This window comes from Erythrobacter sp. W36 (assembly GCF_057364935.1).
In genome coordinates, this window is record NZ_CP200281.1 from 1330380 (window position 1) to 1343846 (window position 13467).

The 13467-nt window shown below is 57.4% G+C and carries 11 protein-coding genes, 1 tRNA gene and 2 pseudogenes; 10 read left to right on the forward strand and 4 right to left on the reverse strand.

All coding sequences use genetic code 11. The features are described 5' to 3' along the window. Positions 1 to 56 precede the first annotated feature (56 nt). The 3 genes and pseudogenes from ychF to AC0V6U_RS06580 all read left to right on the forward strand — a co-directional run. Entirely contained in the window at positions 57 to 1157 is a 1101-nt protein-coding gene (ychF, locus tag AC0V6U_RS06570; protein WP_472645372.1) for a redox-regulated ATPase YchF, read from the forward strand. A gap of 263 nt (positions 1158 to 1420) precedes the next feature. Then, complete coding sequence (locus AC0V6U_RS06575) at positions 1421 to 3208, forward strand: methyl-accepting chemotaxis protein (protein ID WP_472645373.1); 1788 nt, start codon at positions 1421 to 1423, stop codon at positions 3206 to 3208. Then, a pseudogene (locus AC0V6U_RS06580) lies at positions 3204 to 3365 on the forward strand (DUF933 domain-containing protein); the annotation flags it as partial. The gene AC0V6U_RS06575 and the pseudogene AC0V6U_RS06580, both read left to right, overlap by 5 nt. A 200-nt stretch (positions 3366 to 3565) precedes the next feature. On the opposite strand, the gene AC0V6U_RS06585 reads toward AC0V6U_RS06580, so the two are convergent. Next, entirely contained in the window at positions 3566 to 4069 is a 504-nt protein-coding gene (locus AC0V6U_RS06585) for a hypothetical protein (RefSeq protein WP_472645374.1), read from the reverse strand. Between the two features lie 27 nt (positions 4070 to 4096). Next, a complete protein-coding gene (gene mutL, locus AC0V6U_RS06590; protein ID WP_472645375.1) occupies positions 4097 to 5971 on the reverse strand; it encodes a DNA mismatch repair endonuclease MutL in 1875 nt (624 codons plus the stop codon). A gap of 188 nt (positions 5972 to 6159) precedes the next feature. Here mutL and AC0V6U_RS06595 point away from each other — a divergent pair, with 188 nt between their 5' ends. From AC0V6U_RS06595 to rodA, 5 genes and pseudogenes are all read left to right on the forward strand, one after another. Continuing rightward, positions 6160 to 7203 carry a rod shape-determining protein gene (locus AC0V6U_RS06595; RefSeq protein WP_472645376.1) on the forward strand — a complete coding sequence of 348 codons (1044 nt, stop codon included), beginning with the start codon at positions 6160 to 6162 and terminating at the stop codon, positions 7201 to 7203. 190 nt (positions 7204 to 7393) lie between these two features. Further along, complete coding sequence (locus AC0V6U_RS06600; RefSeq protein WP_472645377.1) at positions 7394 to 8119, forward strand: rod shape-determining protein MreC; 726 nt, start codon at positions 7394 to 7396, stop codon at positions 8117 to 8119. Continuing rightward, positions 8119 to 8673 (forward strand): rod shape-determining protein MreD, encoded by a 555-nt coding sequence (gene mreD / locus AC0V6U_RS06605; protein ID WP_472645378.1) that lies wholly within the window; start codon positions 8119 to 8121, stop codon positions 8671 to 8673. The genes AC0V6U_RS06600 and mreD overlap by 1 nt, the downstream gene beginning before the upstream one ends. Then, positions 8673 to 10779: pseudogene (gene mrdA, locus AC0V6U_RS06610) on the forward strand (penicillin-binding protein 2). Before mreD ends, mrdA begins: the two are co-directional and overlap by 1 nt. Beyond that, positions 10776 to 11903 (forward strand): rod shape-determining protein RodA, encoded by a 1128-nt coding sequence (rodA, locus tag AC0V6U_RS06615; RefSeq protein WP_472645379.1) that lies wholly within the window; start codon positions 10776 to 10778, stop codon positions 11901 to 11903. Before mrdA ends, rodA begins: the two are co-directional and overlap by 4 nt. A gap of 7 nt (positions 11904 to 11910) precedes the next feature. Here rodA and AC0V6U_RS06620 read toward each other — a convergent pair whose 3' ends face one another. Together AC0V6U_RS06620 and AC0V6U_RS06625 are read right to left on the reverse strand one after the other, a co-directional pair. After that, on the reverse strand, positions 11911 to 12300 hold the full coding sequence (locus tag AC0V6U_RS06620) for a response regulator transcription factor (protein ID WP_472645380.1): 390 nt from the start codon (positions 12298 to 12300) through the stop codon (positions 11911 to 11913). After that, positions 12287 to 12622: an autoinducer binding domain-containing protein gene (locus AC0V6U_RS06625; protein ID WP_472645381.1), complete on the reverse strand. Its 336-nt coding sequence runs from the start codon at positions 12620 to 12622 to the stop codon at positions 12287 to 12289. The genes AC0V6U_RS06620 and AC0V6U_RS06625 overlap by 14 nt, the downstream gene beginning before the upstream one ends. Before the next feature lie 218 nt (positions 12623 to 12840). Here AC0V6U_RS06625 and AC0V6U_RS06630 point away from each other — a divergent pair, with 218 nt between their 5' ends. Beyond that, the gene (locus tag AC0V6U_RS06630; RefSeq protein ID WP_486169407.1) at positions 12841 to 13215 is read left to right on the forward strand and encodes a hypothetical protein; all 375 of its coding nucleotides are present in this window, start codon (positions 12841 to 12843) and stop codon (positions 13213 to 13215) included. A 100-nt stretch (positions 13216 to 13315) separates the two neighbouring features. Continuing rightward, a tRNA-Lys gene (locus tag AC0V6U_RS06635) sits at positions 13316 to 13391 on the forward strand. Positions 13392 to 13467 lie beyond the last annotated feature (76 nt).

Sequence of the window (13467 nt, forward strand, 5' to 3'; positions counted from 1 at the left end):
TAGATGCGCCTGCCCGCTAAGGGAGCGCAAATTCCTTGACCTAAGCGAGAATTACAATGGGTTTCCAATGCGGGATCGTGGGCCTGCCGAATGTCGGCAAGTCGACCCTCTTCAACGCTCTTACTGAGACGCAGGCCGCGCAGGCGGCGAACTATCCGTTCTGCACGATTGAGCCCAATGTCGGCCAGGTTGCTGTGCCGGATGACCGCTTGGACAAGATTGCGGCCATCGCGAAGAGCGCCAAGGTCATCCCCACCCAGCTCGCCTTTGTCGACATTGCGGGCCTTGTGAAGGGTGCGAGCCAAGGCGAAGGTCTCGGCAACCAATTCCTCGGCAATATTCGCGAGGTTGATGCGATTGTGCACGTGCTGCGCTGCTTTGAGGACGACGACATTCAGCACGTCGCCAACAAGGTCGATCCAATTGCCGACGCCGAAGTGGTTGAGACCGAGCTGATGCTGGCCGATCTTGAGAGCTTGGAAAAGCGGGTTGAGAACGCAAAACGCCGTGCGACCAGTGGAGACAAGGACGCAAAGGCACTCGCCAGCGTTCTGGGCCAAGCGCTCGATCTGCTGAAAGATGGCAAGCCAGCGCGTCTGACCGAACCGAAGGATGACGAGGAAGCCGCGTTGTTTGAGCAAGCACAATTGCTCACCGCAAAGCCTGTGCTGTATGTTTGCAATGTCGCCGAAGACGAAGCGTCCAGCGGCAATGACCTGTCCGCCGCTGTTTTCGCCAAAGCCGAAGCTGAAGGCGCGCAAGCGGTCGTCGTTTCCGCCGCAATCGAGGCGGAACTCGTCGCCATGCCGCTGGAAGACCGCAGCGAATATCTGACCGAACTGGGCCTGGAAGAAAGCGGCCTCGCCCGCGTCATCCGCGCTGGCTACACGCTGCTGGGCCTGCAAACCTTCTTTACCGCAGGGCCAAAAGAATCGCGCGCCTGGACCTTCCCATCGGGCGCGAAAGCCCCGCAGGCCGCTGGCGAAATTCATACGGATTTTGAGAAGGGCTTCATCCGCGCGGAAACCATCGCTTACGACGACTACATCGCCCTGAACGGCGAAGCAGGCGCGAAAGAAGCGGGTAAAATGCGCCAAGAAGGCAAAGACTACGACGTGCAAGACGGCGACATCATGCTGTTTAAGTTCAACGTTTGACATTTGATCTGGCTTTATGTCGGACATGTTGCATTCCGAGGATATCGAGCAGTCTGATCCTAGTTCGGGATCGCGGGTTCAGGCCCTATCAAACCTACCGCGTGTCGACTAATCGATCCCATATATCGAGTACAAATAGGCGCTTGCTTGATAGTGGTGACCGCACTCAGTGATATCCGAAAAGCTACCTAGTTCCGGATTGGGGTATTGTTGGCGTTAGGCTTCTAATTTCGCGGCATCTGTCGAGATTCAAAGGCCAAACAATGCTCAAATCACTCTCCATCAAAACACAGTTGATTATCGGTTTTGCCGCCATGCTAGTTTTGATGGCTTTGATCGCCACATTCGCTGCCTCGCGCGTTGCGATTATTGATTCTAATCTTGAGGAAATAAACTCAGTCAATTCCGTGAAGCAGCGGTATGCAATCAATTTCCGTGGCAGTGTACATGACAGAGCGATTGCCTTGCGTGATGTAGTCTTGGTTGAAAATAGCACTGAGCTGCAAAGCGCAATTCAAGAAATCCGCGATCTGGAACAGATGTACTCTGAATCCGCAGCACCGCTTGATGCAATGCTGGCCCCTGACAAAAACCCAACAGAAGAAGAATTGCGGATTCTGACAGACATTAAGGCAACAGAGGCAAAGACCAACCCTCTGGTTCAGGAGGTTATTGATCGCCATGAAGGCGGCGATGACGCAGGTGCATTCCGCGTGTTGTTGTATGAAGCCCGGCCGCAATTCGTCACTTGGTTGGCACAGATTAACGAATTCATCGATTTTCAAGAAGCTAGAAACAAAGATATTGCCAGCGAAACGACGGAGGAAACGCACAATTTTGGCTGGTTGCTGATCGTCATTTGTCTAGCAGCGATGACCCTTGGTGCTGGTGTTGTGTGGTGGGTTACGCGTAGTGTGCGCCAGATCCCTACCCTAACAGCGGTGGTCAAAAAATTGGCGAGTGGTGATCACGATGTCTCGATCCCATCGTCAAGCGATAAAGATGAAGTTGGGCAGCTCAGTCGCTCAATGAACAGTCTCCGGGAGCAATTGCTGAAAGCGGAACAGGCAAAACAAGCGCAGGCACAAGCTATTGTCGATAGCATTGGTGACGGGCTTGCTCGGCTTGCAAACGGTGAGCTGGGCAGCCGGATCGAAACTGACCTGGGTGGACCATTTGAGAAGCTCAAAGATGACTTCAACCAAGCGAGCAATGCACTGCGTGAAACGTTTGAACATATTACGATCGCGGCCGAAAGTACGAGCACGAGCGCAAGTGAAATCAGCGCCGCATCAAGCGATCTCTCGGTGCGCACTGAGCATCAGGCATCAAGTATTGAGAAAGCGCTCAATCAAATGTCACAGGTTGCCGATCAGGTTATAGAGACCGCACAACGCGCAAACAGCGCGACAAAAACCACGGCAGAAGCGCGTGCAGTAACGGAAGAGACAGGCGAATTGGTCAAATCAGCCATCACCGCAATGGGCGCCATACAAGACGCGTCAAAAGAGATTTCGGAAATTATCTCGGTGATTGATGGAATCGCTTTCCAAACAAATCTACTGGCCTTGAATGCTGGCGTGGAAGCAGCGCGCGCTGGTGAGGCGGGCAAAGGCTTTGCAGTTGTTGCATCTGAAGTGCGCGCTTTGGCAGGCAGTTCTGCCGATGCAGCGTTGAATGTGAAGAGCCGTATTCACGCCTCGATAGGAGAGGTTGAATCTGGTGTTCAGTTGGTCAACGAAACCGGTGAAGCTCTGCAGAAAATTATTGAGCAATTCTCGCAAATTGATGGGCTTATTTTGGAAATCGCTCACGCAGCGGACAATCAGTCTAACAGCATTACCCAAGTGAAGAGCGAGTTCTCCAACCTAGGCAATGCAACTCAACAAAACGCTGCAATGGCTGAACAAGCAACTGCGGCGACCAGAAACCTGGCCGATCAAGCCGAAGCCATGCTAAATGGATTGAGCAAATTCCAGACCGAACGGCAGGAGAAAGATGTATCGGAAGATGAGGAATATGTTGAACTCCGAATGGCAGCCAATGGATAAAGGTAAAAATTTCATCCGCGATGAAGCTATCGCTTACGACGGCTACGGTGCCCTAAACGGCGAAGCAGGCGCGAAAGAAGCGGGCAAAATGCGCCAAGAAGGCAAAGACTACGACGTGCAAGACGGCGACATCATGCTGTTTAAGTTTAACGTTTAAACTCAAACGCTCTTGACCGCGAGGCGACACAATCGCAGCCTGAGGCTATATCTGAGGTAAAAAGCGGCAGCGGCCGAGGATACCAAGTTCTGCTAAGACGCGAAAGCTAACGGGTTGCGTCGAGTATTTCCTCTTGAAGCAAACCTCTGCGTTCTTGGCTAGGATACCAATTAGATCGAGATCAGCGTTCAATCACCGCACTAGTTTAGCTCGGCTTCGCGTTTAAGAAACTCCAGAATCGCTTCAAAATGCGCTTCCGCATTCATATTGAATACGAAATGGAATATGACGGGAACGGCAAAGAATGCTGGCACGATAATTGGAAAAATGGCGAAAAATTCGTTTGGCGTGGATTCACTGTTCAAGAAGGTAAAAATCCCACCCACAGTGAACACTGTCAAAAACAAATACCAAAATGCGTAAAAAATTCGCAGGAAAGTCGTGGCTCCGTAGATAGCTTTCAGCTCAGATTTTTTTCCAACGTCAGCTACACGGCCTCTAAAAACAGGTCGAAACCCATTGGTAAATAAAGGTATGCTCCAGGCAAGCCTCACTCTTCCAACATAGACACCGCCAGTAACGCCCAGGTTAAATGGAGAGAATGAAGATCCAGCAGCAGCGTTAATCCTCTTTTCAACCTCAGACTTTGAAAGCGGAGATTGCAAGACAACCTGGCGACCCAAAACATAATCCCTAAGGTTCATTCATCCGTTCCCTGCTCTCTTGCCCCCTCAATGCCGTCCGAACAGCTTTTCGACGTCTTCCATATCCAGTTTCACCCATGTCGGGCGGCCGTGGTTGCATTGGCCGGAACGCGGGGTTGCCTCCATCTCGCGCAGCAGGGCATTCATTTCCGGCACGGATAGCACACGCCCTGCCCGCACTGATCCGTGGCAGGCCATGGTCGCCAGCACATATTCGAGCCGTTCGGAAAGCAGCAGCGCGCCCGCATCCTTGTCGACACCATGCTTGGCAATGTCATCAGCCAGATCGCGCAGCAGCTTGTCTGAATTAGCGCCGCCCAGCGCATGCGGGATTGAGCGCACCAGCATGGCCGATGGGCCAAAGCGCTCAATCGCTAGGCCAAAGCGCGCGAAGCCTTCTGCAGCAGCCTCCAACCGGTCACAGTCCACCTCGTCAAGCTCGACCACATCTGGCACCAGCAATGCCTGAGCGCGGGCGGTGGCCTCCCCTGCCCCGGCGGCCCTCAGGCGCTCCAGAACCAGCCGCTCATGCGCGGCGTGTTGATCGACCAGCACCAGCCCATCTTTGCTCTCTGCCACAATGTAAGTGTTGGCGACTTGCCCGCGCGCGATGCCGAGCGGATATTCGCGCTCTTCTTCGTCGATAGGCGCGGCCTCATGCGCGCGGCCAGTCGGAAGCGCTTCTGTGCCGCCTTCAAGAACCTGCGCCTGCCAATCGGGGAGGCGCGGTTCTGACACGCGGTGCTGCGACCCGGAACTGGAAGACGTCCAATCGCGGCCTTCAAAAATTGATCGAAGCGCCGGTTTCGGCTCTGGCGCAATCGGTTCCGCCTGCCAGCGCTCCATCGCCGCGCGGTCTGGCCCTTGTGCGCTGCGCCGGTCGCCGGTTGCCAAAGCCTGGCGTAGGCCGGAGACGATGAAGCCGCGCACTGCTGCTGCATCGCGGAAGCGTACCTCGGTCTTCGCTGGGTGGACGTTCACATCCACTTCCTCAGGCGGCAGATCCAGGAACAGCGCTAGCACAGCGTGCCGATCACGCGCCAGCATATCAGAATAGGCGCCGCGCACCGCGCCAACCAGCAGGCGGTCCTTTACCGGGCGGCCATTCACAAACAGATATTGGTGATCAGCGACGCCGCGATTGTAAGTCGGCAATCCCGCAAGCCCGGTCAGGCGCATCGTGCCGCCCGGCGTTTCGCGTGTGAGATCAATAGCAACCGCATTGTCCTTAAGCTCGCGCGCGACAATCTGCGCGACACGGTCTGCCAGCGGCTCATCAGTCTGGGTCGCCAGCACGCGGCGGTCTTTGCCATTGGCGCTTTGCTCTAGGGTAAAGGCGATGTCAGGCCGCGCCATGGCGAGGCGGCGCACCACATCTAGGCAGGCGACATACTCGCTGCGCGCGGTGCGCAGGAACTTGCGCCGCGCCGGAACCTTGGCAAACAGCTGCTCCACGCGGACCCGCGTACCCGGCGGCAAAGCAGCGGGCGCATCTTCAATCAGCTCGCCGTGATCAACCACTCGCCGCCAGCCTGCGTCCGCATCATGCGGGCGGCTTTCGATCGTCAGCTTGGCGACACTGGCAATCGATGGCAGCGCCTCCCCGCGAAAGCCAAGCGTTGCGACCTGTTCAATCGCGTCATCCGGCAGTTTTGAGGTGGCATGGCGTTCAAGCGCCAATTCCATGCCTTCTGAATCCATGCCGCAGCCATCATCGGTGACCTCGAACCGGGTCAGTCCGCCATCAGTTAACTTGATAGCGATTCGCGACGAACCGGCATCAATTGCGTTCTCAACCAGCTCTTTTAACGCAGCCGCAGGCCGTTCTACCACTTCACCAGCAGCGATGCGGTTAACAAGATCGCTGGGAAGGCGACGGATACGGGGCTTATTTTGGGGCATTTGTCGCATCTTAGCGGCCACACGCCGCAATTTCGAGAGCTCCGGGGAAAATGTGCCCCGCTGTCGACAAATATTTTGGCGTTTTTGCGGCGGATTCGCTAGGCGGATCAGGTGTTGTCATTATTGGGTGCAAATGGTCGCAGGGGGTCTGCGGGATTTGCCTCCAAATCCACGGAAAAACGATAAAAATGAGCTTTCTTTCCAACCTGTTCAAATTCGGCTCCCAAAACATGGCGATTGACTTGGGCACCGCGAACACACTGGTCTATGTTCAGGACCAGGGCATCGTCCTCAACGAACCATCAGTGGTTGCCATTGAGACGATCAACGGGATCAAGCGCGTCAAGGCCGTGGGCGATGATGCGAAGATGATGATGGGCAAGACGCCTGACAGCATTGAGGCGATCCGTCCTCTGCGCGACGGTGTGATCGCGGACATCGAAATCGCTGAGGAAATGATCAAGCACTTCATTCGTAAAGTGCACGGAAAGCGCAATCTGTTCCGCTATCCTGAGATTGTGATCTGTGTGCCTTCCGGCTCGACCTCGGTGGAGCGCCGCGCAATCCGCGATGCAGCCTCCAACGCTGGCGCATCTGAGGTGCATTTGATCCTGGAGCCCATGGCAGCGGCAATTGGCGCGGACATGCCAGTGACGGAGCCCGTTGGCAGCATGGTGGTCGATATTGGCGGCGGCACCACAGAGGTTGCTGTGCTTTCACTGCGCGGCCTGGCCTACACCACCTCGGTGCGGACCGGCGGCGACAAGATGGACGAAGCCATCGTCTCTTACGTTCGCCGACATCACAACCTGCTGATCGGTGATGCAACGGCAGAACGGATCAAGAAAGACTACGGCATCGCCGTTACCCCAGAAGACGGTATTGGCGAAAGCATCGTTATCAAGGGCCGCGACCTGGTGAACGGCGTGCCGAAAGAAATCACCATCAACCAAGCGCACGTTGCAGAAGCATTGTCCGAGCCAATCGGTGCAATCGTCGAAGGCGTGCGGATTGCGCTGGAAAACACGGCGCCAGAGCTCGCCGCAGACATCGTCGATCAAGGCATCGTGCTCACCGGCGGCGGTGCGCTTATCCGCCGATTGGACGAGCATCTTCGCGAGGAAACGGGCCTGCCTGTTTCTATTGCAGAAGACCCGCTCACTTGCGTCGCCGTTGGCACAGGCCGGGCGATGGAAGATCCAATCTATCGCGGCGTGCTGATGACCGCCTAATCAGGCAGAAGGGGAGAAACAGGCATGGCGCCGAATTCATCCCGGCGCTCGGGCCATTCGCGCAGGGCACAATATTCGGTCTTCACCGGCTATCTCCTCGCGGGGATTGGCGCGCTGATTGGCGCGGGCCTGCTCGTTATCTCCTATTGGCAACCCAGCGCATTTGCCGATCTGCGCGGTGCAGCGACCGATGTCGCAGCCCCGGCTCGGCGAAGGCGCGGCCGTAGTGCGCGGCGGCAGCGACAGTTTCTGGGACAGGATTACCGCATATTACAAAGCGGGGCAGCAAAACGCGGCCCTACGCGAAGAAGTTGAGATCGCCCGCATCCGCTTGGCCGAAGCCGAAGCGGTCGAACAAGAGAATATCCGCCTTAAGGGATTGCTCGGTCTGTCAGTGACGGAAACCGAACCCGTCGCAGTTGCCCGGCTGGTCGGATCAAGCTCCACTAGCAGCCGACGCTTTGCCTATCTGGGCGCGGGCCGCGATGATGGTGTCGAGATCGGCATGTCAGTGCGCAGCGCAAGAGGTGTCGTCGGGCGCGTGCTGGAAGTATCACGCAGCAGCTCGCGCATATTGCTGCTCACCGACAGTGAGAGCGTCTTGCCGGTGCGGCGCGCCACCGATGAAACCGTCGCCTTTGCCGAAGGGCGCGGAGACGGACTGCTGCGGATCCGCTTGATCAATCTGGGCATCAATCCATTGGAGGTCGGCGATATCTTCCTGACCAGCGGTGCAGGCGGATATTACCGCCCCGGCGTCGCCGTTGCGATCCTAAGCGAGAAAACCAATGATGGCGGCATTGCGCGGTTGATCGCGGATCCCTCTGCCACCGATTTTGTATCAGTCGAGCCACTGTGGCAGCCTGAAGCCGTGGAAAGCGCTGACACTCCAATAGAGCTGGAGCTCGCGGAGTAATGGAACGCTACAGCCCGGCGGCAAGATCAGACAGATATGGCAGCCGGATCAACCGCACACAGTCACCGCTGCGTGCCAGCATTGTCCCTTACGCCTCGATCCTGTTTGGCTCGCTGGTGCCATTCATTCTGCTCGCCGACGTGATGCCGCTGGCCCCTCCGCTCGGTTTCCTCGTTCTGATCGCATGGCGGATTATGCGCCCCGGACTGCTGCCGCTCTGGGTCGGCGTACCGCTGGGCGCATTCGATGATCTTTTCAGTGGGCAGCCGTTTGGCAGCGCAGTATTGCTATGGTCGCTCACCATGATTGCGCTCGAAATGATCGAAACCCGCTTCCCATGGCGCGGGTTTTGGCAGGATTGGTTCAGCGCGGGTTTAGCGATCGTTCTGTACATATTCGCAGCGATGGCAGTGTCCAGCGCTGCCCCTACGATCCACCAACTTATTGCTGCGGTGCCGCAAGTCTTGCTGTCTGTCCTGCTCTATCCGATAATATCCCGCATGATTGCTTGGCTCGATAGATACCGGCTCTCGCGTTCGCGGAGGATTGGCTGATGGCGAAGCGTCGCCGCAACCAACCGATTGTCAGCGCCTCCACCCTTAAGAACACGTTCGACCGGCGCAGTATGGTGGTGGGCTCGATCCAGGGCGGGATCGGCGTCCTGCTGGCTGCGCGCATGGGCTATCTCGCGATTGCTGAAAATGAGAAATACCGGCTCGAGTCGGAAAGCAACCGCGTCAATCTCACCCTGATCCCACCGCGCCGTGGGTGGATCCTTGATAGGAATGGCGCTCCGCTCGCCTCCAACCGGGCAGACTTTCGCGTCGATTTGATCCCTGACCGATTGGTCGATGCCGATGCCACGATTGATGAGATTGGCGCGCTGCTCTCGCTGTCCCCGGCCCGGATTGCCGACGTGAAGCAGAAAGTCGCAGCGGTCAGCGGGTTTCAACCAGTCGAAGTCGCCAGCGGCCTCGATTACGAACAATTCGCCGCACTCAGCGTCCGCCTGCCAGATATGCAGGGCGTGGTGCCCCAGCGCGGCTTCTCTCGGTTTTACCCGACTGGGCCAAGCGTCGGGCATCTGATCGGCTATGTTGGCCCCGCCAATGCCGAGGAATATGACGAGGAAGAGCGCAATCCGCTTCTGATCACACCAGGCTATAAAATCGGCAAAGACGGGCTGGAAAAACAGTTCGAGCAGGAATTGCGCGGAGAGCCCGGCGCTCGCCGGGTCGAAGTGACCGCCTCTGGCCGAATTATCCGAGACCTGGACACACGTGAGGATATTCAAGGCGATCCTGTCCGCCTGACAATTGATGGCCCGCTACAGGATTATGCCGCGCGCCGGATTGGCCTGGAATCTGGCTCCGTCGTCGTGATGGATTGCGCGACCGGCGATCTGCTCTGCATGGCCAGCATGCCCAGCTTTGACCCGAACAGCTTTTCGGACGGCATTGGCAGCGTTGAATATGCGATGCTGCGCGAGGACGCGCGCATTCCGCTGCGCAACAAGGTCTTGAAAGGGCTCTACCCCCGGGTCCACTGTAAAGCCAATGCACTGCATGGCTTTCCTGAAGGCAGGCATTGCTCCCGATGAGGCGATCACTTGCGCTGGTGGGCGGCGGATCGGCAATCGCTTCTTCAATTGCTGGAGCAACCATGGCCGGGTCGATATGGCCAAGGCGATTTATCAAAGCTGCGACAGCTATTTCTATCATTTCGCCCAGCTCATCGGCTTCGACAAAGTGGCCGAGATGGCCAAACTCACCGGCATGGGCGAGGAATTCCCCCTCCCCGTCACCAGCCAATTCTATGGCACCGTCCCGAATGCCGATTGGAAACGGAACAAATTTGACCGCGATTGGGAGCCGTTCGACACCGTCAACGCCTCCATCGGTCAGGGCTATTACCTCGCCAGCCCGCTGCAACTCGCGGTCAGCTCAGCCCGGCTCGCAACTGGCCGCCACGTCATGCCCCGCCTTACGATGGACGCAGCACCGAAAGGCTTTGACCAAGTCGACTTCCCCGATGAGCATGTCCGCTATGTGCGCCAGGCGATGAGCGATGTTGTGAACGGGCCAGGCACAGCGGGTCGCGGTCGCTTGCCGTTTGAAGACATCAAAATGGCGGGCAAAACGGGCACGGCTCAGGTCGTGTCGCTGAGCGTATCTGATGGCCGGTCCGGGCCGTGGAAATACCGCGACCACGGCCTGTTCACCTTCTTCGCGCCGTTCGACAATCCGCGCTATGCCGGAGCGGTTGTGATTGAGCACGGCGGCGGCTCGGGTGCAGCATACCCGATCGCGCGCGATGTCATGACCTTCATGTTCGATCCGGCGAAGGGCTTAGAAAAGCTCAACGCTCTGGAAAAGCAATGGGGCGGGACCGCGCAACAGCGGCTCGATAACAAATACGCCCGCTATGCCGCAGAACGCGGCGAAGCCGTGGTGGCGGCCCCGCGCCGGGATGAAGACATCTTTGACCAAGTCGAGGCGGAGGCCCGCGTCGCTGCTCAACAATCCGAAGAGATTGCTGAAGATTTCGTGGCACCGCGCGAGGAAGCCACGCCGCGCGGCGCGCCAACGCCCACTCCAAACCAGACCCTCAGTCCGACTGCTCCCAATGCCCCGCCCTCAACGCCAGCAGGCACACCATGAGCCGCGCCGGGAGCATCGTTCCAGAGCCCATCGCGCGCCAACCATGGGCCATGCTCATTCCTTTGCTGATGCTCGTCTTGTTCGGCGCGGCCGTGCTGTATTCCGCAGCCGGCGGTTCGATGCAGCCCTTTGCAAGCTCGCACCTGATCCGCTTCTCGGTCTTCCTCGTGATGGCGTCAATCATTGCCTCTTTGCCGCGCGAATTCGTGAAGTTCATGACTTATCCCGCTTATATCGGGGTCCTGCTGCTGCTGATCGCGGTTGAAGTGATTGGCCAAGTCGGGGGCGGCAGCCAGCGCTGGATCGACTTCGGCTTTATGGTGCTTCAGCCTTCGGAGCTGATGAAGCCTGTCATCGTCCTAGTGCTCGCTCGCTTCTATGCATCCTTGCCTGTGGGCCTGATTACGGATTGGCGAGCGATCCTGATCCCCGGCGCTTTGATCGCCGTGCCGATGGCTTTTGTTCTGCTCCAACCAGACCTTGGAACGTCGCTTGCCATTGCCTTTGGCGGTGCAGTCGTCATGCTGCTTGCCGGCCTGCCCATGCGGTGGTTCATTGGCGGTGGCGTCCTCGCCGCAATCGCAGCCCCGCTCGCGTTCTTCTTCGGCTTGCAAGACTATCAGCAGCGCCGGGTCATGACCCTGTTCGATCCCGAAAGCGACCCTCTGGGCGCGGGCTATCACATCGCTCAATCCAAGATCGCCATCGGTTCTGGCGGCATTGTTGGCAAAGGCTTCAACAACGGGTCACAAAGCCATCTGCAATATCTGCCAGAGCCGCACACTGACTTTGTCTTTGCGACAATGGCAGAGGAATGGGGCCTTATCGGAGGCATCTTTGTGATTGGTGTCTTTGCGATCATCCTGCGCTGGGGCACACGCGTTGCGCTAACTTCGCGAGACCGGTTCTCTAGCCTGGTGGCCGCCGGAATGGTTGCGACCATCTTCTTCTACATCGCCATCAATCTGATGATGGTGATGGGCATGGCGCCAGTGGTGGGCATCCCCCTGCCCTTCATGAGCCATGGCGGATCATCCATGATGACAAACATGATTTGCATCGGCGCTTTGATGATGGTCAATCGTTGGAACAGAAACGCTCCGCGCGGCGGACTTGAAAACTGAGCCTTCGCTAGATTTTGATCAGGCCAAGTTTAAGCGCCTTAACCGTCGCCCCGACGCGGTCGGACGTGCCCAGCTTTTCATAAATCCGCTTTGCATACGTCTTCACCGTTTCCGGCGACAACGCCAGGATCGTGGCGATTGAGCTCGTAGATTTTCCACGCGCTATCCATTCCAGAACCTCGCGCTCTCGCCCGGAAAGTTCCGGCGTAGTCCGCGTGGCATCGAGCAGCACACATATCCGCTGATGCGCCGCTTGCGAGGCACCGCGCACTATTCCCAGAGCAACGCTATCGACTTCCTCCACCGGTTTGCCAAAGTCGAACGATGCGTAGGAATTGCGCCCGCGCGGCCCATAGAGAGGCAAGCCAAAACCATGGATAAGGTCATGCGCGCGCATTGCCGCAAAATACGCTTCGTTGGCTAAGCGTATTTGGCTCTATCGTCATCGCATCGCTCCACTTTAGCAATGCACCGTGCTTCATCGTGCGCGCTGGAATAGGGTCAGATTGGCGGAAATCCTCTTTGTCATAGAGCTTCAGCCACTCGTCGCTGTATCCGTTCGCGTAGACATCGGTGCGGATTGAATTGGGCGCAGAAAAGATCGGCGAAAAGTGATAGCTGGTCCGGATAGCCCCCTGCTCATCACACACCCCGGAAATGTAGCGATAGACATCCCATAGGTCGTCCAGCCGCTCAATCTGGCCAAAATACTTTTGCATCTCTTACGTAGCCATATCACATGTCCCCCAATCAGGCGACTTATGCCTTGTGATCATTAACCCTATAGCAAAACTGTAAGTAACCGCGCTTCGGCCCTCGGGTCGCACCATGCCGAACTCTCCCTCCGCGCTTGCTTGCACCCAAAGCCCCCTGATTGGCCTGCGTGCGACGCTGGCAAATCGGGGGCATCGTGACTTTTTGACATAAGGAGTTCGCTATGCGGATGCGCATGCGCGATCGCTTCGCCCGCGCGCTCCCGTTTCGGCGCCGCCCAGGCGAAGCCGCATCAGATATTAGTCTCGCTAACGCGGATAGCGCGTTAGAGGTCGCTGCCGTCGCGGCCCTATTGGGCGGCGTCTACAGCCGCGAATGCGCCGGACAATCCACCAGTCTGCGCCAAGTCCACCGCGTCGCAGGACTCACCCAAAGCGCCGCCCTTAACCTAATTTCTCGGCTTCAGGACGATGGCATGATCACGATCATCTCAGCGCTCCACGATGAGTTTGAATCGCGAATTGAGCTCACGGAAAAAGCAAAGCGCAAGCTATCGCAATTGGCCGAGGGGCCCAAAATACCTTCCAATCGCGGATAACCGCGCTATACGCAGCGCCTTCGCCGATTCGACCGCGCCCACTTGCGGGCCTCGAACCTCGGCAAATTGGCAGCATCGATAATAACCGAAGCCGCCCGATGGACGCATAGCTCAGTTGGTAGAGCAGCTGACTCTTAATCAGCGGGTCCTAGGTTCGAACCCTAGTGCGTCCACCATTTTCCCAGATGGCTTATGACCTCGGCTCTGGCCAGCAAACAGTCTTCTCTGAACCGCGCAACTAGAACACTACCG